Annotated in this window: 32 protein-coding genes and 2 pseudogenes; 12 read left to right on the top strand and 22 right to left on the bottom strand. The window is 68.0% G+C overall.

Going from position 1 to position 26,528, the window contains the following annotated elements; all coding sequences use genetic code 11:
• Positions 1-181: 181 nt before the first annotated feature.
• The 3 genes from ACF06X_RS34455 to ACF06X_RS34445 form a co-directional block, all read right to left on the bottom strand.
• The gene (locus ACF06X_RS34455) at positions 182-478 is read right to left on the bottom strand and encodes a hypothetical protein (protein ID WP_392291278.1); all 297 of its coding nucleotides are present in this window, start codon (positions 476-478) and stop codon (positions 182-184) included.
• Positions 479-664: 186 nt separating this feature from the next.
• Positions 665-910: a ferredoxin gene (locus tag ACF06X_RS34450; protein WP_392291277.1), complete on the bottom strand. Its 246-nt coding sequence runs from the start codon at positions 908-910 to the stop codon at positions 665-667.
• Entirely contained in the window at positions 907-2,037 is a 1,131-nt protein-coding gene (locus ACF06X_RS34445; protein WP_392291276.1) for a cytochrome P450, read from the bottom strand. The genes ACF06X_RS34450 and ACF06X_RS34445 overlap by 4 nt, the downstream gene beginning before the upstream one ends.
• A 491-nt stretch (positions 2,038-2,528) precedes the next feature.
• Between ACF06X_RS34445 and ACF06X_RS34440 the strand changes: the two genes are divergently transcribed.
• From ACF06X_RS34440 to ACF06X_RS34410, 7 genes and pseudogenes are all read left to right on the top strand, one after another.
• The gene (locus ACF06X_RS34440; protein ID WP_392291275.1) at positions 2,529-3,392 is read left to right on the top strand and encodes a thioesterase domain-containing protein; all 864 of its coding nucleotides are present in this window, start codon (positions 2,529-2,531) and stop codon (positions 3,390-3,392) included.
• Positions 3,379-5,025 (top strand): phytoene desaturase family protein, encoded by a 1,647-nt coding sequence (locus ACF06X_RS34435; protein ID WP_392291274.1) that lies wholly within the window; start codon positions 3,379-3,381, stop codon positions 5,023-5,025. Before ACF06X_RS34440 ends, ACF06X_RS34435 begins: the two co-directional genes overlap by 14 nt.
• Positions 5,026-5,042: 17 nt before the next feature.
• Positions 5,043-5,446 (top strand): annotated as a pseudogene (locus ACF06X_RS34430) (NAD(P)-binding protein); the annotation flags it as partial.
• Between the two features lie 379 nt (positions 5,447-5,825).
• On the top strand, positions 5,826-6,344 hold the full coding sequence (locus ACF06X_RS34425) for a GNAT family N-acetyltransferase (RefSeq protein ID WP_392291273.1): 519 nt from the start codon (positions 5,826-5,828) through the stop codon (positions 6,342-6,344).
• Between the two features lie 236 nt (positions 6,345-6,580).
• Positions 6,581-6,760 (top strand): hypothetical protein, encoded by a 180-nt coding sequence (locus ACF06X_RS34420; RefSeq protein WP_392291272.1) that lies wholly within the window; start codon positions 6,581-6,583, stop codon positions 6,758-6,760.
• A gap of 110 nt (positions 6,761-6,870) precedes the next feature.
• Positions 6,871-7,047: a hypothetical protein gene (locus ACF06X_RS34415; RefSeq protein WP_392291271.1), complete on the top strand. Its 177-nt coding sequence runs from the start codon at positions 6,871-6,873 to the stop codon at positions 7,045-7,047.
• A gap of 361 nt (positions 7,048-7,408) precedes the next feature.
• Positions 7,409-7,669, top strand: coding sequence for a hypothetical protein (locus ACF06X_RS34410; RefSeq protein WP_392291270.1), 261 nt, complete (start codon positions 7,409-7,411; stop codon positions 7,667-7,669).
• Positions 7,670-7,900: 231 nt separating this feature from the next.
• On the opposite strand, the gene ACF06X_RS34405 is transcribed toward ACF06X_RS34410, so the two are convergent.
• The 8 genes from ACF06X_RS34405 to ACF06X_RS34370 all read right to left on the bottom strand — a co-directional run bounded on the left by ACF06X_RS34405 (position 7,901) and on the right by ACF06X_RS34370 (position 16,167).
• Positions 7,901-8,254 (bottom strand): hypothetical protein, encoded by a 354-nt coding sequence (locus ACF06X_RS34405; RefSeq protein ID WP_392291291.1) that lies wholly within the window; start codon positions 8,252-8,254, stop codon positions 7,901-7,903.
• Between the two features lie 297 nt (positions 8,255-8,551).
• Positions 8,552-9,598: an ornithine cyclodeaminase family protein gene (locus ACF06X_RS34400; RefSeq protein ID WP_392291269.1), complete on the bottom strand. Its 1,047-nt coding sequence runs from the start codon at positions 9,596-9,598 to the stop codon at positions 8,552-8,554.
• A gap of 37 nt (positions 9,599-9,635) precedes the next feature.
• Positions 9,636-10,433 carry a phytanoyl-CoA dioxygenase family protein gene (locus ACF06X_RS34395; protein WP_392291268.1) on the bottom strand — a complete coding sequence of 266 codons (798 nt, stop codon included), beginning with the start codon at positions 10,431-10,433 and terminating at the stop codon, positions 9,636-9,638.
• Between the two features lie 34 nt (positions 10,434-10,467).
• The gene (locus tag ACF06X_RS34390; protein ID WP_392291267.1) at positions 10,468-12,234 is read right to left on the bottom strand and encodes an aminotransferase class III-fold pyridoxal phosphate-dependent enzyme; all 1,767 of its coding nucleotides are present in this window, start codon (positions 12,232-12,234) and stop codon (positions 10,468-10,470) included.
• Between the two features lie 88 nt (positions 12,235-12,322).
• Positions 12,323-13,120: a hypothetical protein gene (locus ACF06X_RS34385; RefSeq protein WP_392291266.1), complete on the bottom strand. Its 798-nt coding sequence runs from the start codon at positions 13,118-13,120 to the stop codon at positions 12,323-12,325.
• Positions 13,117-14,256, bottom strand: a complete 1,140-nt coding sequence (locus ACF06X_RS34380; RefSeq protein ID WP_392291265.1) for a 2-epi-5-epi-valiolone synthase — start codon at positions 14,254-14,256, stop codon at positions 13,117-13,119. The genes ACF06X_RS34385 and ACF06X_RS34380 overlap by 4 nt, the downstream gene beginning before the upstream one ends.
• A gap of 676 nt (positions 14,257-14,932) precedes the next feature.
• Positions 14,933-15,898 (bottom strand): hypothetical protein, encoded by a 966-nt coding sequence (locus ACF06X_RS34375; protein ID WP_392291264.1) that lies wholly within the window; start codon positions 15,896-15,898, stop codon positions 14,933-14,935.
• 29 nt (positions 15,899-15,927) lie between these two features.
• On the bottom strand, positions 15,928-16,167 hold the full coding sequence (locus ACF06X_RS34370; protein WP_392291263.1) for a hypothetical protein: 240 nt from the start codon (positions 16,165-16,167) through the stop codon (positions 15,928-15,930).
• Between the two features lie 409 nt (positions 16,168-16,576).
• Between ACF06X_RS34370 and ACF06X_RS34365 the strand changes: the two genes are divergently transcribed.
• A complete protein-coding gene (locus ACF06X_RS34365; RefSeq protein WP_392291262.1) occupies positions 16,577-16,801 on the top strand; it encodes a DUF6233 domain-containing protein in 225 nt (74 codons plus the stop codon).
• 59 nt (positions 16,802-16,860) lie between these two features.
• Here the strand turns inward: ACF06X_RS34365 and ACF06X_RS34360 are convergent, their stop codons facing one another.
• Positions 16,861-17,628, bottom strand: coding sequence for a Ku protein (locus ACF06X_RS34360; protein ID WP_392291261.1), 768 nt, complete (start codon positions 17,626-17,628; stop codon positions 16,861-16,863).
• 396 nt (positions 17,629-18,024) lie between these two features.
• Between ACF06X_RS34360 and ACF06X_RS34355 the strand changes: the two genes are divergently transcribed.
• On the top strand, positions 18,025-18,453 hold the full coding sequence (locus ACF06X_RS34355) for a hypothetical protein (RefSeq protein ID WP_392291260.1): 429 nt from the start codon (positions 18,025-18,027) through the stop codon (positions 18,451-18,453).
• Positions 18,454-18,858: 405 nt separating this feature from the next.
• A complete protein-coding gene (locus tag ACF06X_RS34350) occupies positions 18,859-19,524 on the top strand; it encodes an ATP-dependent Clp protease proteolytic subunit (protein ID WP_392291259.1) in 666 nt (221 codons plus the stop codon).
• A 9-nt stretch (positions 19,525-19,533) separates the two neighbouring features.
• Here the strand turns inward: ACF06X_RS34350 and ACF06X_RS34345 are convergent, their stop codons facing one another.
• Positions 19,534-19,755 (bottom strand): hypothetical protein, encoded by a 222-nt coding sequence (locus ACF06X_RS34345; RefSeq protein ID WP_392291258.1) that lies wholly within the window; start codon positions 19,753-19,755, stop codon positions 19,534-19,536.
• 415 nt (positions 19,756-20,170) lie between these two features.
• Between ACF06X_RS34345 and ACF06X_RS34340 the strand changes: the two genes are divergently transcribed.
• Positions 20,171-20,452 (top strand): hypothetical protein, encoded by a 282-nt coding sequence (locus tag ACF06X_RS34340; RefSeq protein ID WP_392291257.1) that lies wholly within the window; start codon positions 20,171-20,173, stop codon positions 20,450-20,452.
• 181 nt (positions 20,453-20,633) lie between these two features.
• On the opposite strand, the gene ACF06X_RS34335 is transcribed toward ACF06X_RS34340, so the two are convergent.
• From ACF06X_RS34335 to ACF06X_RS34295, 9 genes and pseudogenes are all read right to left on the bottom strand, one after another.
• Positions 20,634-20,825 carry a hypothetical protein gene (locus tag ACF06X_RS34335; RefSeq protein WP_392291256.1) on the bottom strand — a complete coding sequence of 64 codons (192 nt, stop codon included), beginning with the start codon at positions 20,823-20,825 and terminating at the stop codon, positions 20,634-20,636.
• Between the two features lie 94 nt (positions 20,826-20,919).
• Positions 20,920-21,093: a hypothetical protein gene (locus ACF06X_RS34330; RefSeq protein ID WP_392291255.1), complete on the bottom strand. Its 174-nt coding sequence runs from the start codon at positions 21,091-21,093 to the stop codon at positions 20,920-20,922.
• A 349-nt stretch (positions 21,094-21,442) separates the two neighbouring features.
• Positions 21,443-21,978: pseudogene (locus tag ACF06X_RS34325) on the bottom strand (Tn3 family transposase); the annotation flags it as partial.
• A 750-nt stretch (positions 21,979-22,728) separates the two neighbouring features.
• Positions 22,729-23,490 carry a hypothetical protein gene (locus tag ACF06X_RS34320; RefSeq protein WP_392291254.1) on the bottom strand — a complete coding sequence of 254 codons (762 nt, stop codon included), beginning with the start codon at positions 23,488-23,490 and terminating at the stop codon, positions 22,729-22,731.
• The gene (locus ACF06X_RS34315; protein ID WP_392291253.1) at positions 23,490-24,059 is read right to left on the bottom strand and encodes an RNA polymerase sigma factor; all 570 of its coding nucleotides are present in this window, start codon (positions 24,057-24,059) and stop codon (positions 23,490-23,492) included. Before ACF06X_RS34315 ends, ACF06X_RS34320 begins: the two co-directional genes overlap by 1 nt.
• Complete coding sequence (locus ACF06X_RS34310; protein WP_392291252.1) at positions 24,056-24,280, bottom strand: hypothetical protein; 225 nt, start codon at positions 24,278-24,280, stop codon at positions 24,056-24,058. The genes ACF06X_RS34315 and ACF06X_RS34310 overlap by 4 nt, the downstream gene beginning before the upstream one ends.
• 564 nt (positions 24,281-24,844) lie before the next feature.
• Positions 24,845-25,048 carry a hypothetical protein gene (locus tag ACF06X_RS34305; RefSeq protein WP_392291251.1) on the bottom strand — a complete coding sequence of 68 codons (204 nt, stop codon included), beginning with the start codon at positions 25,046-25,048 and terminating at the stop codon, positions 24,845-24,847.
• A 31-nt stretch (positions 25,049-25,079) separates the two neighbouring features.
• A complete protein-coding gene (locus ACF06X_RS34300) occupies positions 25,080-25,316 on the bottom strand; it encodes a hypothetical protein (RefSeq protein WP_392291250.1) in 237 nt (78 codons plus the stop codon).
• On the bottom strand, positions 25,313-25,483 hold the full coding sequence (locus ACF06X_RS34295; RefSeq protein ID WP_392291249.1) for a hypothetical protein: 171 nt from the start codon (positions 25,481-25,483) through the stop codon (positions 25,313-25,315). Before ACF06X_RS34295 ends, ACF06X_RS34300 begins: the two co-directional genes overlap by 4 nt.
• Positions 25,484-26,005: 522 nt before the next feature.
• Here ACF06X_RS34295 and ACF06X_RS34290 point away from each other — a divergent pair.
• Complete coding sequence (locus ACF06X_RS34290) at positions 26,006-26,437, top strand: ATP-binding protein (protein ID WP_392291248.1); 432 nt, start codon at positions 26,006-26,008, stop codon at positions 26,435-26,437.
• The last annotated feature ends 91 nt before the right edge of the window (positions 26,438-26,528 follow it).

Here is a 26,528-nt window from a genome sequence, read left to right as displayed (position 1 = left end):
CGCGGCAACGGCAGGCCGCCGCCCCATGGCCAGCGGCGGCCTGCGTCGTGTGTGTCATGGCGCTCAGTTCGCGGTTGTGTGGCAGGTGGCGCGGTACACGCCGTCGGCGATCGTCCGCAGGCGTAGCTGGGCCGTTAGGCGCTCTTACTCCTCGGTGCCGCTGGTGACGACCCCATCGATGTCACGCGCCGTGTGGTGGTCGAGAGTGACCAGGGTGGCGGCCTGAAGGGGTGACGCTGCCATGGTTGTAGAGACCGATGAGACCGTTGCGGTAGACGATCTCGCCTGCCTCGCCGGATACGTCGGTGCGGGAGAGCACCGCGCCGCCGATCTGCGTGCCGGCCGTGCCCCTGACCGCGCCCCGCATGCCGTACGCCTTGTCGGTGGTCTCGCCGGGAAGGTCCTTCGAGAAGTCGAATGAGCGCGAGGGCGGCGACTGCACTGCAACACACCGCTTTGCCATGACGGTTCGTCGCATTGTGAACTCCGTGGTTCGAGATGTCGTCCTGTGCGCGTGTCGGCCTCACGAGGATCGGTGGGTGCGGAGACAGGCCGTCGATTCACGCTTGCGAGGCGCTGGCACCGGTGTCCGGCGGGTCGTCCGAATCACTCGGACGGTCGCTGGTTGTCAGCCGTTCGACGCACACCTCGACGCCGGCTCGGCTCAGTCAGCCGGTGCGATCTGTCGGCCTGAGCGCGCCTCGAAGACGGCGATCGCCTCCACAGGGCACAGCGCGGCGGCCTTGATCAGGACTTGAGACAGGTGGCTGACGTCAAGACGTGGGCGGGCCCGCCCTTCGCCGTCCACCTCGAACGCCTCGGGGGCGGCCTCGGCGCACATACGCGATCCCACGCACCGCGAGCGGTCGACCTGGGGCCGGAATTCGCCGTCGGGCCGGTCCGCGCTCACCACGCCACCAGCAGGCGTCGCGGGCTGCGCGTGGTGGAACCCAGGCGCCACTCGATGGCCTCGACCGGCTCGGCGAGGTGGAGGTCCGGGAGCCGAGCGGCGAGCCGGTGGAGGGAGAGCTGCATCAGCAACCGAACCAGCGGAGCGCCCAGGCAGTAGTGCGGACCCGCGCCGAAGGTGAGGCTGGGTGCTTCCAGCGGAGTGAACAGGTCTCCGAACAGTTCGCCCGGTTCCGTCCGGAACACCTCCGGATCGTGGCCGCCGCCGATGGCGACCGTCGATCCGGCCGGAATGGTCACGCCTGCGATCTCCACGTCCTCGTTCGCATGCCGGGTGACCACCTCGCCGTCGCCCAGCGGAATGTGGTGGATGAGCCGCTCGGTCGCCAGCTCCGCCGCCTCGGGGGAGGCCGCCAGCCGGGGCCAGCTGTCCCGCCGCTCATTCAACAGGTAGACCAGGCTGTTCCCGAGAGCGCTGGCCGTGCTGTCAGCGGCGGCCGTGGGGAGGCTGCAGATCAGGTGGACGAGTTGGGCCTCGGGGAGGTCTCCGGTCTGGTCCGCGGCCCGCACGAGATCGCTGATCAGATCGTCACCGGGGCGGCGCCGCCGCTCGGTGATCAGGCCAGCCATCACCTGGGAGTATTCATCCCGCACGCTGCCGACGACCTCGCTGGGGAGCGTCTCGTCGGCGAGCATGTACTGCGCCAGGCGGGCGAGGTCCGCACGGTCCAGCACGCCGTCCAGCCTCATGACCCTGCAGATCACGTCGGAGGGCAGCGCGTGCGCGAAAGAAGCGATCAGGTCCGTCGGGGGGCGGGAGTCCTCCAGGTCGTCCAGCAGTTGTTCGGTGAGTTCCGCGATCCAGGGTCGCCAGCGTGCGACCGCGCGCGGGGTGAAGGTCTCCTGCACGATGCGGCGCAGCCGCTGGTGATCCGCGCCGTCCTGGTTGACGATCGCGTCAGGGTCATTCACGGCGTTGCGAGCGTTGCCGGGCTGTGGGGAGTCCGCACCGGTCTGCGGGGCGCGGCTGAAACGGAGGTCGGTGAGCACCTGGCGCACATCGTGGTACTTGGTCACCAACCACGCGGACGTGCCGTCCGGCAGGGCGGTGAACCGCGGGGGGCCCACCGGGAGGAGGGTGCGACGGTACGGCGGTTGAAGCGGCTGGCCGAGAATGCCCTGCGGGCCGGTCCCGGAAGACATCACATACCTCCTGCACACCGCGATGGCGGTGCAGTGACGGGCATCGACATGCCATCACCCTAGGCGCAGCGCAGGAAGCGCATGGGGTTTGACCCGCCGCGCTCACCTGCGAATTCGCAGACGCCCCTTTGACATATCGGATCACTGATAGGACTTCTTGACGTACGTCGTGTTGCGTGATCACGGAGTCGCGTGCCCTGGCTAGCATGCCGTCCGTTCGCGGGAACCCGGACCGGAGGGGCAGTGGTGTGCGACGCGAATCAGACGCCCAATGCGGCGACCGGACCACTCAGCGTTTGACACCGGACCGGACGGTGCGTGCTACGAAACGTCCGGAGGCTGACGCACCTCATTGCCGACGGGGAATGAGCCGAGTGGCAGGGCGCGTGGGAGGTTCGCCCGGAGGGGGACCGAGCATGCCGTGCGGCTCTCGCCGCCCCTCGGCAAAGCTGATCGAGCTGATCGCCCTGCTGCCGGAGGTGTTCGCCGTCAGGGTGCCGGTCAGCCTGTTGTTCAAGGTCACCAAAGTGCAGCGCATGGCCCGGGCACTGGAGGACATTGTCACCGAACGAGGCTACGGAGCCCAGCCGTACCCGCCCTTCACCGGAGAGGCGGACGAGGAGCGGACGGTGTTCTGCTTCCCGCCCGTCGGCGGCCATGGCCTGGTGTACCGGCAACTCGCCGCGTGCCTACCCGAGTACGCGCTCGTCGCTTTCAACTGTGTCGAGGGAGAGGGCGACGTGGAGCACTACGCCGATCTGACCGAGTCGCTGCGGGCCGATGGCCCCTGCACGCGCTTCGGCTACTCGCTCGGCGGCAACCTGGCCTTCGAGGGGGCCAAGGGGCTGGAACGCCGCGGCCGCGAGGTCGCCGATGTCGTGATCACGGACTCGTACCGGATCTCCGAGTCCTTCGAGTTCGGTGACCATCACCTGGCAGCCTTCGAGCACGGACTCAGCGGGCATCTGCACCGGCACACCGGCTCGGATCTCGTGGCGCGGCACACGCTGGAGCAGGTCCGCGAGTTCATCGCCTTCTGTAGCCGGAGCCCCGGCCTCGGGACGGTCCGGGCCCGGATCAGCGTGGTCTCCGACCAGGAGGAGGTGCCACTCTACGCCGCGGACCGGCCCGGAAGCCGGCCCGGCGCTTCGACCACGCACGCCACCATGCTCCCCGGCTTCGGCAGCCACGCCGGCATGCTGGACGAGGAGTTCGTGGCCCGCAACGCGGAGCCGACCCGCCGCGTCCTGACGGGAGGCGACGACCGTGTCCTCGTATGAGAAGCCACGGGTGATCATCATCGGCGCAGGGATCAGCGGCCTGGCCGCGGGCTGCTACGCCCAGATGTGCGGCATGGAAACCCGGATCTTCGAGAAGCACGTCCTGCCCGGCGGCTGCTGCACGGCCTGGTCACGCGACGGCTACGTCTTCGACTACTGCATCGAGTGGCTGAGCGGCACTGCCCCCGGCAGCTCGGCCCACCAGATCTGGCGGGAGCTCGGAGCGCTCGACGGCAAGACCATCACCCACTTCGACCTGTTCAACCAGGTGGTCGCCGAGGACGGCCGCTCGGTGAGCTTCTACAATGACCCGGACCGGCTGGAACGGCACCTGATGTCGATCTCACCGGCCGACGCCCCGTTGATCCGCTCGTTCTGCCGCGATCTGCGCCGCTTCGCCACGCTCGACCTGCATCCACTGAAGCCGCCGCCCTTGCGTACCCCTCGTGAGAAGGCTCGTGCGCTGCGGACTCTGCTGCCGGCCTTCCGTCTGCTGTGGCGTACCGCCGAGACACCGATGCACCGCTTCGCCGACCGATTCCAGGAACCGTTGCTGCGCCAGGCGTTCCGCAACATCTTCTTCCAGGATCCCGGAAGCTTCCCGCTGCTGCCGTACCTGTTCGGCATGGCCGCTGCCCACGCCGGCAACGGCGGCTTCCCGCAAGGCGGTTCGCTCGGCCTGTCGAGGTCGGTCGAACGGCGGTACACCTCCCTGGGCGGCGAGATCGGCTATCGCTCACGCGTCGAACGCGTCCTGGTCGAGGACGGCCGCGCGGTCGGCGTTCTACTCAAGGACGGATCCCGGCACGAGGCCGACCACGTGATCGCGGCCTGCGACGGCTTCACGGCCGTCTACGGCCTGCTCGGCGGCCGCTATACCGGGCCCCGCATCGACCGGCTCTACCAGGACGTCCTGAACCGGCCCGGCACCGTCTTCCCCGCGATGGTCTCGGTGTTCCTCGGTGTGGACGGCGACCTCGGCACACCCGATCCGCACAGCACCACCTACCTGCTGCCCGCCGAGCAGGCCATCCTGCTGCCGGGCTCCCTGCAGAACAGCCTGGTGGTTCAGCTGCGTTCGCGCTACTCGGACGGTTTCGCCCCGCCGGGCAAATCGGTCCTGCACTGCACCTACCTCAGCGACTACGAGTCCTGGAAAACCCTGCGCCGGACCGACCGCCGCGCCTACCGCGCCCGCAAGAACCAAGTCGCCGATTTCGTCCGGGACTTCCTCGAGCGCCGCTACCCGGGCATCGGTGAACGCATCGACGTGATCGAAGTAGCCACCCCCGTCACCACCGAGCGCTACACCGGGAACAGGCAGGGCAGTGTCCTGGGCTGGATGGCGTTCTCCGAAGCTGACGACCTGGTGGCGAAGCTGGTGCGGCGCGACCGGCTGCGGCTGCCCGGCCTGCACGGCTTCTCCATGGCCGGGCAGTGGGCGGGGATGGGCGGCCTGATCCGCGCCGCCACGACTGGCCGGTTCGCAGTCCAGTACCTCTGCGACGAGCTGGGCATGGAGTTCCGCACCACGCAAAGCTCCGGCGCCACGCCGTGGCACCCGGCGATGCTCGGCCGGCTGCCGCAGCTCGACCGGCGGCCCGCGAAGGCAACGGCACGCAGGCCGATGTGAGGAGGGCACGCAAGACGATGGTGATCACCGGCGCCCGGCTCGGCAGCCTGTCCACCGGCTGCTACGCACAGATGAACGGCTACCGTACGAGAATCCTCGACATGCATGAGCTCCCCGGGTGCTGCACGGCGTGAGACGCCGCAGCGACTTCACGTTCGACTGCTGAGTCAGCTGGCTCCTGGGCGCGGCCCCAGCACGAAAATGCACCGTACCCGGCTCGAACTCGGCGCGCCGCAAGGCAAGCGGATTCGACACTTCGACATCTTCAACATCGTTCGCGGCCCGAACGGCCGGTCGGGCCGCTCTTACTCGGCCCGGACCGGCTGGAGGCACACCTGCCGGCCTCGCATCTCAGAACGCCCGACCGATCTGGGAGTTCTACGCAGGTCTGCGCGAGATTCGCCCCTGTCTGATCCGCTATAGCCGGTGACCACCCGAACGACCCCGCCATCGTCGGCTTCGGCGCCACCGCCCGCCTCATCACCACCGACGCGGTCCCGTCCCCGATCCTTCGCCCAACTCGGCGCCCTCTCCGCGCAAGAGGAGGTGAACCGGTGTGGAACCTGCGGAAGCGGCGCGGCCTGTCGTACTCTCCGCGCGAGCGGAGGTGAACCGACACCGAGGCGTATCCAGCTCGCGGCACCGGTCAGCCCCTCAGAGGGGCCACCACCTGCGCCAAGCACCGCTCCGAGGAGCACTTCGACGCCTTCCTCGACGCCCTGCACACCACCCTGGACCGGCAAGACCGGCTCCACCACCGCCACCACCACCGCCGACGACCGACCCGACCTGGAAGCGCGATGAACGACAGCGTCCCGCAGAAGATCACCACGTACCTGGAGATGACCGACCCCGCAGACCTGAACCCGGCCCCGGCCGTCCCCGGCCTAGCCCTGCGCCGCCTGGACACCGACTCGCCCCTGGTCCGCAGCGTCCAGGCACGCGTCGGCGAGAACCACGGCTGGGGCGCGGCAGCCCGCACCGAGGAACAGTGGGAGGAGCACCTGGCGGCCCGGCCGCAGCGCCAGTACTGGCTGATCACGTTCGAGGACGCACCGGCGGGCGTCGCCTACCTCCAGCCCGGGACCGGCGGCAACGTCGAGATCACCGCCTTCGGTCTGCTCCCCGCATACCTGGGCAAAGGGCTCGGCGGCTACGCCCTGACCCTCGCCCTGCGCCAGGCATGGGCCACCGAGCCCCTCGACGCGCCCACCGCGCGCCGGGTCTGGCTGCACACTTGCACCGAGGACCACCCCCATGCCCTGGGCAACTACCAGAAACGCGGCATGCGCCCCTACCGGGTCGATCCCCACCAGTAGTCGTCGACCCAGGCCGACTGCAGCTGATCAGAGCGGGCCATCCCCGCGCAGCGCCGCCCAGCGGTCGTCGGAGAGCTTCGCCCCGCAGCTGGTGCCTACCGTCGCCCCGCATCCCGCTCAGCGGGCGGAGCTGGCCTGCTATCCGTGCCGCGCGCTCGAGGACGGACACGGCCACGTATGAGGAACTGCAGATCAAGCTGATATGCCTGAACCACCCGGCGACGCGGATCCACCGTATGCCGGATTTCAATGGCGAGCCCGTGGCAAGGCTCGACCTGCGCGTGGGGGCCGAGCACTTGGCCCTGGAGGTCACCGACATCGGCTACGGCGTGATGGTCGAGGCGTTCGGCGCTCCGCACGGCGTCAGCGTGACCGAGGTGCGGTTGGAGCAGCTGCTGGACGCGCCCTCATCCTGAGGCCCGGTGATCCGCAGGCACGGCGCCTGCTCCACCACGAAGACGGCAATGCCGGGCGGGCGTCATCGGCGCTCGTCGCATTTCTCTGCCACCACCAACGCCTGCGCCGTGTGTTCCCCCGGCATCGGGACGAGCTGGACGAGATCGTCGCCCTCGCCCGTTCATTGATGCCCGCCGGGGTGCAGCCGGCCCGGCTCGATCGGGCGTACCCGGGCGTCTGGCCCCTGCCCGTACCGAGCAGGGCCGTGGGCTACGGCTCCTTGAGATCCTTCAGCCGCGCGGCGTAGACGGCGGCAATCCGGCCAGTCTCCTCGGGATCCGCAGTCGCCGCAGTTGCAGTACGTCGCCGAGCGACATGGTCGCCTCGTCCCAGCCGGCCGCCGAGGCATCGCCCGGGCCCGGGCGATGAGGAGCTCGGTGGCAGGGTGATCGCACGTCAAGTCGAGGTTCTGCCGCGTTGTTGAATGCTGCTCAGAGAGCAACCGCAGTTTGTCCTGGATGGGGGCGGGGATAACCCCCGGCGCCGTAAAGACTCGTGGCAGGGGAGTCGGGATGGGCCTCCAGAGCCCACCGAGTACGAAGGGACGAGGTTTGCACGACTCCTCTCCATGCGAGGATGTCACAGGGCAGGAAAGCATGAGGCGGGTTATGGCAGATGAATCAGTTCCCGACCCGTCAAGGAAGATCACGGACGAGGATCTAGCCCGCCTGCTGAGGCGTGGGCTCGATGAACTGGCTGATGATCCCAATGCGTCGGAAATCCATGAACGAATTCAGGACAGGGAAAACCTTGAGGAGGATCGAGATCACAGGGCGCGGTCGGACAGGTCTGCGGCTATCGGGTTTCTGGTCGGGCTCGCAATTTTGGCTGCCCTCATTGTCTACTCAGTTACAACCTTCGAACCGTAGTGTGCGGAACTATTAGCAGCCATATCCCGCTAGCCACAAGTGCAACGATGAGGGATATTGTCCCAATTCCGGGAAGCACCGAGTAGGTCACGACTCCAAACGACAGAAGTGCAGACCAGAAGTACATCACGAGTACCGCCCTGGGGTGTGTATGCTCAATCCGCAAAAGGCGGTGGTGGAAGTGCTCTTTGTCTGCTGCGAATGGGGACTGTCCACGCAGAGTGCGACGTGTCACTGCCATGGCGAGATCGGCGAGGGGGAGCGCAATGATTGCTGCTGGCAGCAGGACAGCAAGGACAGCGGTGTTGATGCGTAGACTGCGCTGCGCTCGCCGCCGAGGTGGTTCGCGAGCGTGTCAGGATCTACCTGTCCGAGGTAGGAAACGCAGGCCCCTGCGAGAAGCAAGCCCAGCAACATAGAACCTGAATCGCCCATGAAGATGCGTGCCGGGTGGGCATTGTGGCCCAAGAAGCCGACACAGAGGCCAACGGTTATTGCTGAGAGCATGGTGGCAGACGCTGCCGCCTCGATTCCGTAGCCGTACCAGGGACGGTAGCAGTATAGGAAGAGTGCGGACCCGGCAATGGCTACTACGCCAGCCGCTAGCCCGTCAAGTCCGTCGATGAAGTTTACCGCGGACGGCAGCCCACTGGTCCGAGAGGCGGCCAGGGCTTGCCCCCGTGGGCGCCATCACCATGTCGCAGCCGACACCCTGCCCCGCCCTGCCCTCCGCACCTCCCGGCCCGGAGCTGTGGACTGGCAGGGGCCAGCGCTGCTGCCGCGAGCACACCGAGCGCCAACCGCGAGAGGTCAGGTTGGCCGCCGGCAGCAGTTGATGGTCACCCACCAAGGTGCAAGGCTCACGACGAACCTTGACTCGGCTCACGCGGGCCGTCGGATTGAGTACGGGTTGAGGGCGTCGTCCGGCACAGCCTGAAGACGGCGGTAGATGCCCGCCCCGCAGACTTCGGCTGCTTGGGTCAAGACGCTGAGGGCGACGTGGTCTTCCAGGGCGGTGCCGGTGGAATCGAACACGGTCGGGGTGTGGCAGTGCTGGCTGTAGAGCTCCGCGTTGCGCACGAGTCCAGGTAGGTCTGTGACCAGGGGGCTGGCTTTCTCGTCCAGTTGTTGGCATTCACCTTCGCGGCGGGCTTGCTCGATCATGTCCGGGACAACGAGTGCACGTTGCAGCAGGGTCAGAGGGACCTCGGTCTTGCCGGGCAGGTCGGCGCCGATCGCGTTGACGTGGATGTGCGGGCGTAGTGCCTGATCTGGGAAGACAGGCCCACCGCCCGGCTCGACCGACGTAGTGGTGCACACGATGTCGCTCTGCTCGGTCAGTTCGGGCAGGGGAACATACTTGAATTCGATGTGCGACACCGGGCACCGGGCGGCCAGTGACTGGGCTGCCGAGGGGTCGGTGTCGTAGACGAGGCAGGTGGTGAGCGGCCGCACCCGGCTCAGTGCGTGCACCTGGGCTACGGCCTGGGCGCCTGCACCGATAACGCCGAGTGTGGCGGCGTCCGCCACCGACAGCAGCCGCGAGGCCACTGCGGAGGCGGCGCCGGTGCGCAACGCGGTGGCGAACACCCCGTCGCAGAGGACCTGCAGTTGTCCCGTGACCGAGTCGAAGCCGCCGATGCTCGCCAGGATGGTGGGCGTACCTCGGCCTGCTGGGTTGGCGGGGGCGTAGGAGACGACCTTCATCGTGATGCAGTCTGCACTGCGGTAGGGCATCCATTCGAACACCCCGAGCCGAGACGGATCGCGCAGTTCGAAACCGGCTCGCGGCGGCAGGTCCTCGGGGGTGGGGGAGGTGAGCTGAAGCGCCTTCTCCAGGTTTTCGATGGTCAGATCCATCAGTGTGTCGATGCCCAGGCCATCAATGATGTCGGCGATCGCATCGTGATCGAGAACGAGGGTGGGCATGGTGCTTCCCTTCCGGGTGCTCGGCTGGCTCTGGGGGTCAGGCCAGAGGAGTCGGGTCGAGGTTGACGAAGTAAGCCGGGCGGGGCGTCGGCCAGTTCTTCGGTGCGTTGTCGACCGGGTTGTAGCTGATCAGCGCGAGCGTCCGCGGCCGCTGGGAGCGGTTGGGGAGGGATCCGTGCACGACGTTGCTGTTGAAGAAGACCACGCTGCCCGCAGGCCCACACGCCGTGAACGCCTGGCGGTCGCCTGACAAGGTCGAAGCCCCATCGTCGGAGATGGCGAACGACAGGTTGTTGGAGACCAGAGACGACCAGTCGTTGGATTCTCGGTCGGTGATCCCTCGGCGTTCCCAGGCTTCCCGTTCTTCCTGGAGAGCAGCGCTCTTGTGGCTGCCGGGCACGAGCCGCAGAGGGCCGTTCTCCTCGTCGATGTCGTCGAGGAAGATGCCAGCGGTGAACGCCAGCGGCGCCGGGACGCCGTCTTCGGCCTGCCAGAAGGGGAAGTCCCGGTGCCATTCCCATTGGTCCCCGGTCTGGGCGGACTTCGGGTTGATCTTCCACTGGAGGACGTACAGGTCCTGGTCGCTGAGGCTCTTGGCTGTCTTGGAGACTACCGAATCGGTTGCCACCTCCCGCCAAACGCCCTCTTTCTGGTGCAGTCCGTAGATGGCTCGCACCGTGGTTCCGTCGTCCTCGAGGAACCGCTGTGGACCGGGCTCGTCGAGCACCTTGGGGAGCTCCGCCTGCATCCTCTTCAGCAGGTCGTGCGGCAGCAGTTCGGGCAGGAAGACGAATCCTTCGGTGTGAAACTGTTCCACGTAATCCAGGTCGGTCATCGGGGCTTCCTCTCGCGTTCAGGGGGTGGGGGGTCTACGTGTCGGAGGGCTGTAGGGCCGGACGGCAACGCGTCATTGCGGCGAGCGCTTCTGCAGACAGCTCAAGGGTCCGGTGGATGTCCGCCAGGGAGTGACTGGCGCTGATGTGGCAGCGCAGGCCGCCCGGGTGGGGGAACTGGAAGACTCCGCGCCGCATGAGTTCACGCCGATACGTGACCAGCGCGGCATCGTCGTTTCGCACGACGTCGTCATGGCTGGTCACTGGACCGCGCATGAAGCAGAGCGCGAACAGGGAGCCATGCCCGCATACGGTCGTTTCGATGTCGAGGTCCGCGCCGATGCGGAGCAGACCCTGTCGCATTTCGGCACCGAGCCGGTTGAGGTGCTCGTATGCCGATCCGTCCTCCAGGCGTGCGATGGTGGCGAGCGCAGCGGCGACCCCGGGGCCGTTGGCGTTGTAGGTGCCGGCGTGGATCACGTCACCGCCCGAGCGGGTATTGAACCGCTCCATGAGCGCACGACGCCCGCCGAGGGCGGCGAACGGGTAGCCGTTGGCGATTGCCTTGCCGAGTGTCGTCAGGTCAGGGGTCACGCAGGCGATGGCTTGGTAGCCGCCGAGGTGGTGACGGAACCCGCTGATGACCTCGTCGAAGATCAGGACGCAACCGTGCTGGTTGGCGAGATCCCGCAGCCCTTCGAGGAAGCCGGGTGCGGGGGGGATTCCCGGGCCGTTGTGAGCGATGGGCTCGACGATGATCGCGGCGACCTGGTCGGGATGGTCGCTCAGAGCCGCCTTCACGTCTTCAAGGTCGTTGTAGCGGCATACCAAGGTCGCGTCCACGGCTGCGTCGAGCATGCCGCGCGAGTGTGGGTCGCGGCGGCCGATGTTCTGCGCGGTGCTGTCGCAGTTGCGCAGAACGAAGTCGTGGAAGCCGTGGTAGTGCCCTTGGAACTTCAGGATCAGCTGACGGCCCGTGGCGGCTCGCGCGAGTCGGATTGCGTGCAGTGTTGCTTCGGAACCGCTGTTGCAGAACAGAACCTGCTCGATGGAGGGCACGTACGAGACGATCTTCTCTGCAAGCCTGACTTCGTCCTCCGTGGTGCCGACTCCGAAGAGGGTGCCGCGTGCAGCGGCCTCCGCCACCTGTGCATTGACGTCAGCGTCGGCGTGGCCGAGGACGACGGCGCCGAAACCGGCGTGGTAATCGATGTAGCGGCGGCCTTCGAGGTTTTCGATGTAAGCGCCGTAGGCGCGGCGGACGCAGAACGGCGGATCGAGGTGGCGCCGGCCGGAGTGGACCGCGCCAGGTACCACGCGGCCGGCTCGCCGCATCAGGGCCTGGGTTCGCTCTGGCTGTGTGCCGCACTGCTTGGGCGCTTCGTCGGTGCGCATCGCGTGGTCGTTGGCAGGTAGCGGCGGATACTGACGCAGCTGGATGCTGTTTCCCCACGGATCCCGGCCGTCAGCCCAGCGCAGCCGCGCTGGATCACCGGTCTCGCCCCGCAGTGCCGGGAGGTGGAACTCCACTCCGGCGGCGGCCAGTCGGTCGATCTCTGCCTCGAGATCGTTCACGATCAGTGAGACGCACCCGGTACCGCTGTGGCCGGTGTTGCGCTGGACGTGCTCGCTCTGGTCGGCCGCTTCATAGAGTCGCAGGTACGCCGAACCAGAGTCGAGGATGACGCCATGCGCGGGCACCACTTCGGTGGAGCGGACGCGGAACTTGAAGTGCTCGACGTACCAGGCAACGGCGGCGTTCAGGTCGGGCACGCAGAGCCCAACGTGGTCAAGCCGTAGCATGGGGGTCCCTTCGGGGTGTGGGCGTCGTCATCCGTCGTCGGTGCTGACAACGCTGGTGGGCCGGGCAAGGCCCTGTTGTCAGGCGACTTCAGGAGGGCCTCAGTGGGCGGGGTTCATACGCGCCCACGTTGAGAACTGGTCGGTAGCCCATGGCGGTCCACACGGGTAGGCCCATGGCGGACGACACCGCCGAGGACGTCACGCAGCCTCTCGCCCTTGCGTCGACCAGGGTGGCAGCGCCCAGCATCCGAGCCAGCCCTTTGCCGCGGGCAGCTGGGACCGTTGCCCCGAAATAGGCACCGTTGTCGAGCTGGCCGTCGACCAAGTGATCCACACAAACACGCACGGTGGCCGGGTGGCCGTCGTGATGCGCCTGGTAGAGGTGCACGTCCAGCCCGGGCGGTGTCGTCCGCAGTGCCGCTGTCAGTCCCTGTCCGTTCTCATATGCCAGCGCGTTGACCCGCCCAAGGGTTGCCATGTCACCTTCGGCGTCATAGACGAAACCCGTGAGATCCGGCGGCTCGTACGCAGCAAGGTCTAGCACGATGAACGGGTAACGGGCTGCGAGGCGGTAGCCCTTCGCCTCAAGCGCAGCGCCGGTGTCTGGATCGTGCTCTGGGACCCAGACTCTCCAGGAGGAGACTCCCGCGGCGTCGTAGGCCTTCGTCAGTCCGTCGAGCCCATCCAGGAGACAGGCCCCAGGTTCATAGGTAACTGTGTTGACCATGGTCTGATGCGGCAAGGACGGCACTACGGCGGCGAAGATTCCGTCACGCTCGTACACGGAAGAGTCAGGAGCAGCGCCTCCCAGCAGTCGAATTTCGTCCCGCACATTGACGTGCTGGAGGGCGAGAATATGTTTGCGATCTTTAAGGAGTGCGCTCACGTCAGCTCCCTTGCCAGCGCGCGAAGGTGCTCGGATGCCGCCACCAGTTCGCCAGGCGTGGCGTCCTCGATGAAGGCATGACCAAGCGGGTCGGTCGACGGCACGGGCCAGTGCTGCTGCCCGCCGCGGGTAAGAATCACACCGCCGAGTGCCTGCTCGAGGAACGCCGGCTCATGGAGCAGTTCATGATGCAGAGGAAGCCGCAGACGACGGCTGAGACGCGCCATGCGCGTCGGATACTCCGCGTCCACGTGACCACGCCGAGCAGCCAGGACGCTGCTCAGAAGGGAGCAGATGTTGACGGCCTCGCCGTGGAGGACAGCCCCCCTCGTCTCCATCTCCAAGGCCGGGGAAACGGTGTGTCCGTAGCTGGGCCACCGCCGAAGCTCCCGCTCGCGCAGATCCTCGGCGAAATGCTCGAGATGGCTTCGCACGGCGCGTTGCACCACCTCGGTCGAAGCCGGATGGGTGAATGCACTGGTGATCAGGTCGGCGCCATGACGGTCGAGGAGGTTGACCAGGCCAGGGTCAACCATTTCCCCGACCTTCTTGACTTCCGCCAGGCCAGCTGCCAGGCCCCGAGCATCCAGGGTCCCAAGGAAGGTTGTATCCAGAACGATCAGGCGGGCGGGGTGGTACGTGCCCAGAAGGTTCTTTCGGCCCAACTGATTGATGACACGCTTGGGCCCGACGCTGGCATCAACCAGGCCGACCACCGTCGTCGGGATGAGCGTGTACGGCGTGCCGCAGCGGAGCTCGGAGGCGGCCAAGCCGACCAGGTCGATCGTGAAGCCACCACCGATGCCCACCAGCTCGTCACGGCGGCTCAGTCCCATGTCGATGGCCATGCGCTGAATCTCGTCCACGCTCGCCCGCGTTTTTCGGGTCTCGCCCGCCGTGACAGTCAGCACCCGGTAGGGCGCATCGAAGCGAGCCAGCCACGCGTCGATACGGTCGCCATAAAGCGCCCAGACCTGGGCATCGACCACAGCAAGGCGCCTGGGCGGTAGTCGACCATCGTCCATGACCGCGGATGGCTGCGGAACATCGAGAATGCGGGGGTGAACCCGGACCTCGTAGGTCACGCTTTGCTCTGCGGTAATCGTCCAGCCTTCGCTGTGTTCGTGAAGCGGCACGTCGCTTCCTTCGGGCTCGGGGACCGTCAGCCGTAGCGGTGTGCGGCACCTCGAATTGGTCTGGAAGGACCACATCCGCCTGATGAGCGGGGCCGGGCAGCGCACTTGACTACAACATATGCACACCGTGACGAAGGGGCTACTTATAGCGATGTATGAAGTCGCGGCCCGACGGGCTCAGTGATCGTTGGCCAGCCGACGTCGACCGCGCCCGAAGGAAGCCCCGCATCGTTGGCGCGCCGCCATGAACCGGGTAATCGGCACCACCCCGTCTGCTGGCGAGACCGGCGACGACGAAGACGAGGGCCGTCCTGGTGAGGGGGATCGTTCCTGCGTCCCGCCGGCGTGATCGGCGGCGGGGCGCAGCGGTACGCCGCTAGCGTCTGGCTGCCCGTCAGCCAACCCCTATGGCGTCCGCGTGCGGCTACGGGCACCCCCCTTCGAGCCGTCCTGCCAAGGAGAAAGCCGTGTCCACGCCGACCTGGCGGACGCCCCCCTTGGTACCCCGATGCCGACCGCGACGGCGGCGACGGCGACGGCGACGGCGACGGCCAGGAGGACGGCGACGACCAGGGCCCCGGCCCCGCCGGGGGAGGGCCGGCACCAGCACACCCGCCAGCTCATCACCGCCACCAGCCGGCCCGCCGCAACGTCCGGGGCTTCGTCGTTCCGGGTCTCAGCTCGCCCGCCGGTAGGCGGCCGCCGGCCCGGCGACCCGGTGCCCGTACCGGGCGTTGAGCTCATCCATCACGGGTTCCAGCCGGAGCCGCATCTCGCGGGCCCGGTCCAGCGAGAGCTGGGTGCCCGGGCCCTCCTCGACCGGTCGGAGGTCTTCGGCGATGAGGGTCAGGCGCCGGATCCGTGCCCGCTGGAACGCCATGGAGTCCAGGAGCCGGAGGGTGCCCGTGCGCAGGTCGTCGGTGTGGGCCGAGGGTATGGGCAGGCGTTTGGTGCGCTGTGCGGTGGCGCCTCCAGCGAGCCGGACCGTGAGGGTGAGGCCGCGGGCGATCTGTGCGCGGCTTCGGATCCGGCCGGCGAGGGTGACGGCGAGGTCGAGGAGCGCGGCGCGGACGAGGACGGGGTCGTACATGTCGCGGTCGAAGGCGAAGCTCGCGCTGGTTGATTCCGGCATGCGGTGGACGGCAACGGCCCTCGGGTCGATGCCGCGGGCCCGGTCGAGGAGGGTCCGGCCTGCCTTGCCGCCGAGGATCCGGCACACGACCGGCTCGGGCATCGCGGCGAGCGCGGCGATCGTGTGCAGCCCGTAGGCCTCTAGCTGCCGGGCCTGGGCGGGCCCGATGCCGTGCAGGGCCTGGATCGGGAGTGGGCCGAGGAAGCTGTCGACCGCGCGGTGGTCGGGCAGGTGCAGCACGCCGGACGGGCCGACCCGCGCGGATGCGGTGGCGGCGGTGGCCCAGGTGTCGGCCACGCTGATGTGGGTGTCGACGCCGACCTGGATTAGGCCCTGCACCCTGAAGCGCCGGGCGAGTTCACCGGCGTCCACGCTGAAGAACCTGAGCGATCCCTTCACCTGTGCGAGCGCGGCGAGCGGCGGGAGCGGCTGCACCTGGGGCGTGAACCCGGCAAGCAGCTCCAGGACGCGGCGGTGATCCTCCGGCGACGTGTCCGGTCGGCACCGCACATGCCACAGGGTGTGTGTCGGCGCCGCGCTCATGCCGCGCCGCCCACGTGATCGCGCTCGGCACGAATCAGCTGCGCGAGCTCCGGCCGCCCGGCACCCGGGCGCGGCTGGTCCCAGGAGGGGTGGAAGTACACCTGTCCCGACAGCCGTATGAGCCGGCGGCGCAGCACGGTCGAGCGCGTGGTGCCGGGGCGGGCGAGCTCCTCGTAGGTCGCGGCCCAGGATCGCTGGGCGGCGACGAGGTCGTCAGGGAAGGGGTCGTGCCTCATACTTTTCAGTAGAGCATGTGTTCGAATACCTGGGCACGCTGTGCCGCACCAGATCGACAGACGCGAGTTCTACTCTGCGCCCGGCCCGACCCGAGGAAGAGCGCCATGACCAGCCCCGTCCCCGCGCCACGCAATTTGCCCGCGAACATGTGCCCGCCGCACCTCCTCGGCCGTTGCGCCCGCTGCCTGGCCCCCTGCCACCGCTACGGGGTCGGTGGCTCACCGCTGTGCCAGACCCATCAGGCCGAGGTGGCCGAGCTGCAAAAGCCCAAGCGCGCCCACGCCGGGGCGTGATCCCCGGTGTCCGAGCTGCCTCCCGACCTGCCGCGCCTGCGGACCCTGGAGACGTGGCTCGTGGTGTCCTGGACCGCGGACCCGGATCGCCGAGGTCGAGACGCGCGAGGCCGCAATGCGCCCGGTCCGAGTTCTGCCGACCGGCCCTGGCTGGGTCTCGTCCTACCTGCGCGTCGGCGGCCGCCCGGTCGTGGACAGCATCCACATCGGCGACTGCCGCATGGCAGGCACCCACACCAAGCCGATCAGCCGCGACGAGGCCCGCCACGCGCTCACGGCCGGCGGGATACGAGCCTGCGAGATCTGTCGGCCCGACTCCGACCTCGGCATCCTGGACTGAGCAGTCGTGGCCGGTGGGGCGGCGTAGCTGCTCGTGGCCAGCCCGAAGACGCGATCTTCTCAGGACGCCCGCTTCCGGGCGGTCTTCTTCGCCGTGGTCATCTTGACGGCCGTCTTCTTCGCCGGCGTCTTCTTGGCCGCGGCCTGCTTCTTGGACTTTGGCATCTCGTGGACGGTGGCGTCGCCCCCTGCGGTCTCGCCGCGAGACTCCTTCGCCTTCGCCACCGACTCCTGGAGCGCGGCCATCAGGTCGACGACACGGCCCGACGGCGCCTCCTCCTCGCCCTCCACCGGCCGGACCTCACGCTGCTCCGCCTTCGCCTCGATGACCTCCACCAGCGCGTCGCGGTAGTGGTCCACGAGCTCCACGTCGTCCAAGCGGTCCACGCTCAGGGCCTCCATCAGGGCGATCCCCGCCACCTTCTCGTTCCGGCCCAGCGCCTGACGAAGAAGGGTGTACGGCTTGGCCGCGACTTGGCCGTCGGCGCTCAAATAGTAGGAGGCCTCACCGATGTGCCGTCGGTCGATGGAGTCCCACGGGACGAAGGCCACGATGTCGATGGCCTTCGCCGTCGGCAGCGGCATGGTCGCGAGATCCTCGTCGGTGATCGGGATGATCTCGTCGCCGTACTCGAACCCCTTACCGATCTCGTCCTGCCGCAGCTCCTTGCCGTCGATGCCGCACACCTTGCGGTACCAGATCCGGCCGCCGTCCTTGCTGTGGATCTGCCGGAAGTCGACGGCGTGCGATTCAGTGGCCGGCTCCAGCTTGATCGGCACGGTGACCAGGCCGAAGCTGACAGCTCCGGACCAGATGGGGCGTGGCATGCGACCTCCCAGGCACCCCCCTGGGGACGGACTCTCAGGCTATGCAGACCGTCGTCGTGATCGCACACCTTCCGCCGCTGGTCAGCGGCCCGTGACCACGACACGCAGGGTGTACGGGCGGCCGCTGCTGATCGCCTCCACCTGCTCCTGAAGGTCGGCGGGCGTGAAACCGAGCAAGGCCCGGTCGGCGGCCGCGCGCAGCAGCGGGAGGATCTCCGCCCGGGGCCCGGCCCCGGTGAGCGTCGGAAGACGGCGTGCCCCCTAACGCTCCTGCTGTTCCACCTACCAATCGGGTGCAGCATGGTCGACGCCGCATCTCCAGTGGAAGGGCTGTACTGCCGGACACGCAGGTATGTCCGGCAGCTCGTTGTGTCCCACCCACGAAAGAGGTACGGCATGACCACAGTCACCACCGGGGGTCTGGCCCAGCTGGAAGAGCTGGTCCGGGCGCTCAGGGAAAACTCCGACAGCAAGATCAGGCAGGCCCTGACCAAGATCGCGCAGGACCCGCAGCCCAACGGGCAGGGCGTCGATATCGAGCGCTGCATCACGTCGCTGATGCCGCAGGAGCTGAAGGCGATGGTCGGCGGAGCGCAGAAGGCCGGCGGGGCCGCCGAAGACACCCTCGGTGGGGCCACCAAGCCCTTCGGTGTGTGGGAGGCGGAGACGCCGGAGATCGCCATGGGCATGTTCTTGGCCCAGGAAATCATGGTCAAACATGCCTCTGAAGCGTTGGCAAGCGTCTTCGGCGGTGGTGGCGGCAACGACCGTAAGCCGGGCCAGTACGACAGTGGCTACGACGCCTCCCGCGACGCCCAGAACTAGGGTGGTCACCCACCGGTCGCGCCGGATGAGGCCGGCGAGGGCGGCGGCCTGTTGAGGCAGCCACCGTCGGACGCGTCCCGACCTGCCGCAGTCTGGGCAGATGAACCGCCCGCCGACGCGCTGTCGCACACCGGCCCAGCCGTCTTGAGGCGCCCCAGCCCGTGGTGTCACACGCCGCGGGCAAGCCGACCGACCGGCAGCACCGAGGGCCCCCGGCGGCCGCAGCTGCTCTTCCACGGCAGCGCGCCCGTCGGCGGCCTTCGTTGCGAGCCCGCTCGGCGCTTCGTGCCCACCGCAGAGGCACCGACAGCGGCGGCCCGATATCTCACCGGCCCAGAAGGGCACGTTGTGCTCAGCAGCAGCAAGTCGGGCGGGTTGAGGCCTGCCGGAGGAAGGAGGATCGGCATGCCGTCCATGTCCCAGGCCGCCGCAACCTGCGAGCCTCTCTCCGCGGGTTGCGTCGTGGAGCGGTTGCTGCGTCACCGGACCCTCTGCATCGGCCGGTCCATCAACAGCGAGACAGCCGACCGTGTCATCCCTCAGCTGCTGCTCCTGGGTGCCGAGTCGGACGACGACATCACGCTCTACATCAACTCACCGGGCGGACTGGTGACGGCCGGCTTGGCGATCTACGACACCATGCAGCACATCGGCAACGACATCACCACTATCGGCCTGGGGTTCTGCGCCTCCATGGCCCAGCTCCTCCTGACCGCCGGGACTCCAGGCAAACGGTTCGCCCTGCCGAACACAAGAATGATGCTGCACCTGCCGGCCTTCACCGAAACCGCCTCCCCCCACAGCCCGGGAAACCGCCCCAAGGAGCTGCGTTATACCCAGCAGAGGATCACCCACCTCATCTCCCGGCACACACTGCGCGAAACCCACCAGGTCATCCGTGACTTCGCACAGGACCGATGGTTCTCCCCCGCCGAAGCCAAGGACTACGGCCTCATCGACGCCATCCTCACCGCCCCCGCGCCAGCCGGTCCGAGCTCAGCCGCCGACGGCCGCGCTGACGAGTGCTCCGCCGATCTCCAACACTTGTGCCACGATCAGCCCGGCGGGTGATTGGTCGGGTCAGGGGTTGAAGGGGTTGGTGTTGCTGTCGGAGTCCGGGTCGTCCTCGGGCGGGGCGTCGTCCTCGTTCTCACCGCCGTTTTCGTCACTGCCCTCGTCTTCGTCGCCGCCTCTGGCCTCCGTGGCCGGGTGGGCGGTGAACGCCTTGAGCCAGACTTCGGCCTCTTCGGAGAGGAGCTCGCGCCGCTCCTCGCTCATGCTTGCGTCGGCGACAACAGTCACTGGGGGATCTCCTCGGGATCAGGCGGTAATGCCTTCTTCGATGCTTACGCCTGCGGCGGGCCTCCGCGCCGGGAGCTGGACCAGATGGATGACGAGCGGAACCCGGGGCCGGCGCTGGCCTCTGGGGTCCGGGTAGTAATCCGAACAGGGAACCGGCGTTGCTGTCCGAAGTTGTGACGTGGCGTGAATCTGGCCCTGGGCAGAGTACTAAGATCCACCTGGCCTGCGGCGGGCAAGGCCGCCCGTTGGCCTCGGTGTGACCGTCGGACCCCGGCCGGAGCCGTCTTGTGTGGCATCGCACGGCGCCAGTCTCAAGAGGGGTCAGTTGCCTCTTGCATAGCGTGCTCACCCGTTCGATCGGGCCAGTGTGCGGCGCTGCCGAGTCGGCCACATGGGGTACACGCAGGAGGATTACATGGGATTCAACATCACCGTCCGCGACGCGGATGGCAACGAGCGTCTGATCGAGGACCCGGAGCCGAATCAGATGTGGTCTGTTCAGGGTTCCTCCGTCACCAACAACAGCGACGCCACCGTGCAGCTGTACGATCACGGCGGTGGCGGGAACTGGAACCCGATCGGCGCTGTGGGGGAAGCTGTCCAGTACACGGGGCAGGAGCTGGGTGAGCTCTTTCATGAGGTCGCCCCGAACCAGACTGTCGACGAGCAGTTCACCCACATCTTGTACAAGCCGTAGGCGCACCCGGGCGGGCCGCTGCGGGCGCCAGCCACGCCGCATGGGTTGCTCGCCATGAGGCTGGCCCGCGCCGTTAAGCCTCGGTGCCGCGTGCGGTGCTGGGTTCTCACAAACGACCGTTTGTGGGAACCGCCGTTCGCGATGGTGGTCACGCCGTGCTTATGGCTCTTGGGATGTGTGGTCAGTCCCCGATCTGCGCCTCGGCTGTGCGGTACTTGCTCGGGCTGGTGCCGCGTACGTTGTTGACCGCGACGCTAAGGGCGCAGGTGCTGGAGAAGCCGACCTGTGCCGCGATGGCGCCGATCGTGGGAGCGGGCCCGCGCAGGAGGTTGGTGGCCGGAGCGGTCCGCTGCTTGAGGAGTAGCAGGTGCACGAAGGGCCGGGGTACCTTGCGGGGCCCCGGCTCTTCGTGTGCCAACCCTTGAATGCGGGTCAGCTCATTCATTCCGCCGCGAAAGATCGAGAGGCTAGTCGTCGTCGGCGTCGTCAGTCAGCAGGAAGGCACCGTGAGCTTTCCTGACCGTCGCCACTGCGTTGCCCAGTTTGACCGTCTTCGGGTCATCGCTTGCGGTGAGCGTGTCGATCGCCGATTGGGGTGCCTCTACTGCGGCGTCTGCCAGGTCACTAATCGGATCACCCATGGGGGCTTCTCCATTCCTTGTCGCGCGGTCTCTTGGCGGTTGATGGCTTCCCGCCTCCGGGCGACATGGGGTCCCCCGCGCCCGCGTCTCACTCCATTGGGGGCCGAGGACTCCCCAGCACGGCAAGCTCTTCTTCACGCCCGAGCAGTGGGCCTGGCGGCCCCCGGCGGAAGACGCCACCAGGCCGGCGAGGAAGCAGGGTGCCTGCATGACAAGGGCGGTGCCTCTGGACGCCACGATCGATCAACGGCGTCGACCACGTCGCCATTCAAGGACGCCCCCGATACCAATCGCGGAGATCCTCACCGCGCACCTGCGGAAGGACGCCTTCGAGACGGACTGACCGGGGCTACTCCTCCTCGTCACCGTCTTCGGACGTGTTCGGGTCGCGGAAGGGGCGCAGGCCCTGGCCGGGGCCGCTGGCTTTGATGTTGAACAGGTAGCGGCCCAGGAAGTTGATGTGCCGCTCCTTGAGCGGGGAGAGACGGGCGACGTCCTCGTCCTTGATCTCGTGGCCCTCAGCGCGAAGCCGGGCCACCGCAGCGTCCAGGTAGCGGGTGTTCCACAGCACCACGGCGTTGAGGACCAGGCCGAGCGCGGCAAGCTGGTCCTCCTGGCCCTCGCGGTACGCCTGGCGGATCTGGCCCCGGCCGCCGTGGCAGATCCGCGTTTGTAGCCGTAGTACCTGGGTGAGGGCCCGGTGTTGATGCTTTTGACGGGGACGACGAAGCGCAGGCCGTCGACGGAGGCGAGGAGGCCACCGCCCCACATCTGGGCCAGCTCGATCGCGGACTGTGCGCCGATCAGCGCGGCGTTCGCCGCGGCGATGGTGTCGGCGCGCAGGTAGTTCTGGTCGACGTGCGAGAGGCGCGAGCGAGTCAGTGCCTCGTTCACGGCCAACGGATCGTCGCCCAGGAACCGGCCGATGTAGCGGGCGGTGCAGACCTGCACCGCCATGCCCAGCCGGTGCGCGTCTCTCCCGTGGTCCGGTGGCCGGCAGGGCCTGGCCCACGCTCACGACGGTACGAGCCGGGGCTGACAGTGAGGTCGGGGCACACGCCTGATCCCTCCCGTGGGGAGCCGGGAGGGGCGGCGCGGCCCCGCCAGCTCGGGACAGGCGGGGCCAGGGCACGGTCCCTCTCCGGGGGGTGGTCGCGAGGACCGCGTGCGCACAGCCTGCCACCGGCGCCTGGTGCGCAACAGGGGCGTGCATGAAAGAACCCCAGGTATATGCACTGCGCCCGTCCCGCGTGCTGCCCGGGCGGGCACCGACTCGTGAGGGTCAGAAGATCTGATCCGCCGGGTCCACGACCGGGACCATGTAGGGCAGTAGCGGGCGCTCCCCCATGCCTGAGCTCCGGTGTGCTTCGGGATCGGCCAGTCAGACCCAGTGGTAGTCCTCGTCCGTCACCACGTCGAGGGCTGCATTGGGGACAGGGAGCGGCCGTTGAGTTCGGCGAGGGCCGGGCCGATCGGCGTCTCGTTGTCACGACACTGTCGATCCCGAACTCGTCCCGAAACTAAGCGGGTTCTCGGCGAGCGGGCCGGTCGAGGTCCTGATGTCCTCTGAACGAGCACGCCGGGGCAGCGTGGCCTGGTGGTGGGCCTGCGTGGCTCACCACCAGGTCCCCTATATCAGCGCGCGACGAGCTCCTCGGGCAGTCGCGAGGACCGCATGAAGACACGCATCTCGGTGTCCCAGGGCATCTCGCGGGCGAATCCTTCAGCGATCTCGGTGGTGTGCCGAACCGGGTGGGGCAGGTGCTTGTCAGTGAAGCCGAGCATCTGCGCGCTCGCGCGCCAGAGCCGGGCGTCGGGGCTCTGCCCGACTGCGGCGTGGTGTGCGGCCAGCAGGTGCGCGGCCAGCGGGTCGCCGGCACCGGCGGCGAAACGCCACCAGTACAGGGCGCTCTCGCGCCGGTCGAGGCTGTAGAGCAGGCAGGCGAATGTTCGGGCTCCGGTCTCGTCGTAGTCGGCGGCGAAGTCGGCCAGTGCGTCGATGTCGTTGGAGCGCAGCACGTTCTCGCACAGGAGCTGCACGTAGGCGAGGACGGCGAACTGGGAGGCGCGGGGGTCGGCCTGGATGATCGGAGTGGGGCGTCTGCGCATCTCGCGGCGGGCCCCCGGGCGGGTCGAACCGCGCGGGTGCGCGGTGGTGAAGCCTGGGCGCTGGGCGGGAGGCGGGAGCTGGCTGACCGGTGGCGTCGCCTTCTCGGCGTCGGGCAGTTCCGCACTCGGCCTCTGGACGGCGTCCGGGGTGCCGTAGGCGACGCGGGCGGGGCGCCGCGCGTCCCTGGCGATGCGTTCGGCTAGCCGGTCCATGAAGTCGTCGGTGTCGTGCCGGTCCGCCTGTTCTCGCAGGTACTTCACCTGCTTGTTGAGAAGGTCTTCCAGCATCAGGAGTCCCCTTTCTCCGTGTCCATGAGCTCGGCCAGAAGCGCCTTGAGCTTCCTCTGTCCTCGGGAGGCGCTCGTCTTGGCCGCGCCGTAGCTGATGCCGAGGTGCTCGGCGATGTCGCTGTAGGACTCGCCGAGGAGCTTGTGCATCTCCCAGCACTGCGCCTGCTGCGGCGAGATCTTCCGCAGCGCCTCGAGAGCGCGGTCGAGGCGGTCCTGCTCGCGCAGGTCCATCAGGTACGAGGCGTCCGGTCGTTCGGTGAGTGCCTGCTCGCGTCCGGCGTGGCGGGCACGGGCCCGGTAGAAGTCGATGATCTTGTGGTCGAGAATGCGCAGCGCCATGGCCATCGGGTTCGCATGGGCCAGGATCCGCTCCCACTTCTTGTGCATGACCAGCGCGGCGTCGCTGAGAGCTTCGTCGGCATCGCGTGGGTCCACGAGCCGGTTGAGCGCTATGCGGAAGAACTTGTCCTTGTGCTGTCGGAAGAAGGCCTCGAAGGAGACGGACAGGACAGCCCGCTCCGGGTCGGGTTCGATCAGGTCGTACCCCTGGCCGAAGGAATCGTTCACAGCTGCCCCCACCCCTCCCCCGGGGCGGTCCCCGGCGGCAATCCCCGCTCGAACGGCGCGCCGTTCGACTGGGTGGCCGACCGCTCGGGACGGGTCTTGGACTCGGCGGCCGACTGCCGAGCGATATGGACCGTTCGCCGCACCACGGCTTCGAAGCACACCGCGATCATCCGGTAGACGCCGACCAACGCCAGCGCGTACCAGGCCCAGTGGAGCTCCACGAAGCCTCCTTCATCAAGCAGTTGGAGCCCGGGGTCGCGACGCTGCGGGCCCGGGCAGAACACAGCGTGTCCTCACCCTTACTCACCGAGAGGAGGCGCCATTAGGGTTACTTCCGGGACTCACGTTCTCTGTGGAACGTACTGATCCGGTTACGGACAGTGCCCATGACCTGCACTGTTTTCCGAACGTGTGAGCTAGATCACAGATCGATCAGGTTTGGCCGCCAAGGCGCGCCACCCGCGCACCACCCCGATCACCAGCCGATCTGGACCTCGCCAGGGCCATCGCGGCCCCACTCCGCGCCCGCGCACACCCCGGCCTCGCCCGCTGACCGGTCCTGCCGGAGTTCTTCCCCTACCAGGTGCGTTGCGTGTTCGGCGAAGGAGCGGCGTGAACTACGACGTCACGGTGTTCACCGCCGTCGGACTGGCGCATCAGAGCAGAAGGCGTCACTGGCCGCGTTCGTAACGGACTACGGTCTGGGCCAGGTGCTCCTTGAGCTCGTTCACCCACCCCTTCCTGTCAGTGCGGTTGGCGCTGGGGGCTGTGCCCGCACTGTGCGGTCAGAGCCTCGGCCAGGGGTATTGGCGGGCGAGGATCGTCCACTCCTCATCCGGCTGGCCGGGGACGAGCCGTCCGTCGCTTTCCCACCGGCGGGCGAGTTCGGTGAAGATCGGCTCCAGGTCGGGCCGGTGAACCGTTTCGTCGCCGTGTCCGCGTCGCTGCACGCCGATGGCGGGAGCGAGGCGCATCGTCGTGGTCGTCACACGGGGCTCAACGCGACCGGGGCGTTCCGGGTTACCCACGGCGGGCCGCTTCCCGCAGGGCGGCGCGTGCGGTGTCGGCGTCCAGCAATAGGGCGAATTCGTGGAAAGCCGCGGTCATCACGTCCTCGACGGTCGGCTCGTGTTCCTGTTTGCAGCGGGTGCGAACCAGGTGGGCGGCGCCCAGGGCGAGGATGCGTTCGCGTTCGGCGTCATCGAGGCTTTCGTCCGCGAGCGCGGTCAGGACGCGCCGCCACAGGGTGCTGCTCACCGCGTGCTCCCGTCACGGGCAGCGGGCAGGGTGATGCCGGGTACGAGGGCTTCGTCGTCCTCATCGGCGTACGGGTCCGGCCAGCGGCCGAACGGGCCGTCGGGCTGCTCGGGTGTGGCACCCAGGGCGCCGGGGCCCTGCATGCGGTGCGGAGGCAGCGGAATCACGTCCGTCACCTTATGCGGCTGGTGGCCGGACCAGCGGCGAGACGGCGCCGGATCACCGAAGGCGGTCACTGATTCACGCGGCTGCGCGTGAACGTCACGGCGGAGGGCGTGCCCCCGTTTAGCGAGGGCGTCACGCCCGCCGCCGGAGGACGGACCCACGCGACACCGGGTGCAACAGGAGGCCCAACAGTGTTGCGGTCTGACCTGCGTAAATGCAGGCTGCGCGGCCCCTGGGGGCGTGTTGCGCTGCTGCTTGAGCGACTGGCCCAACGGGCGGACACCGAAGCACTCCTCCTGCTGCCCGCTCGGTTCAACGAAGACCTGTTCCCAGGCCCACGCTCAGCGCGCCGGCGGGAGCGACGGTGCCGGGCTTCGTCCAAGAGGCCGGCAGTGAGCCGCGGTGGAGCGCTCCTTATAACGAATGACCCGGCGACGCGCTGTTTGCGGGGATGCTGTGGCGAAGCGAGGGTAGACGCACTCGCGTTCGTCGGAGAGAACCGCGGAGCCCAGGGGAAGACATTGATGACACTTGAGGATCGGGAAGTTCCGGTTGCCTGGGCGGGTGTGGCGTACGAGGGGAATCTTGAGTCGATCGGTGACGTCCGCCGGTTCGTCGTCGGCTTCTTGACCCGCCTGCGCCGGGAACACCGGATCAAAGTTCCCTCACCGGCGGCTGGCGCGGCCGAGTTGGTCGCCAGTGAGCTGGTGACCAATGTATGCAAGTACGCTCCCGGCCCGTGCGTCGTGAACGTGGAGCTGGCCGGCCCGGCCCTGGAGATCACGGTGTGGGACACGAACCCGGCCATGCCGCAGGTGTGCGCGCCGGATCCGGGCCGGATCGGCGGGCATGGCCTGGAGATCGTCACCATCCTGTGCCAGGGCTTCGAAGCGCGACGTGAGCCCATCGGCAAGCGGATCAAGGCCTGCGTGCCTCTCGAACCTGCGACGGGCTAGTAGTGCTTCGTTACGTCGGGTGATCTCGCCTGGTGGTGGGCATCTTCTTCGGTATGAGGCTTGGGGAGGTGGAACGGCTCCGGGGTGAGTT

The organism is Streptomyces sp. NPDC015346, assembly GCF_043078785.1.
Classification (GTDB): Bacteria; Actinomycetota; Actinomycetes; order Streptomycetales; family Streptomycetaceae; genus Streptomyces.
The sequence above is the reverse complement of the archived record's forward strand: the minus strand, read 5'-3'. Positions and strand labels throughout refer to the sequence as shown.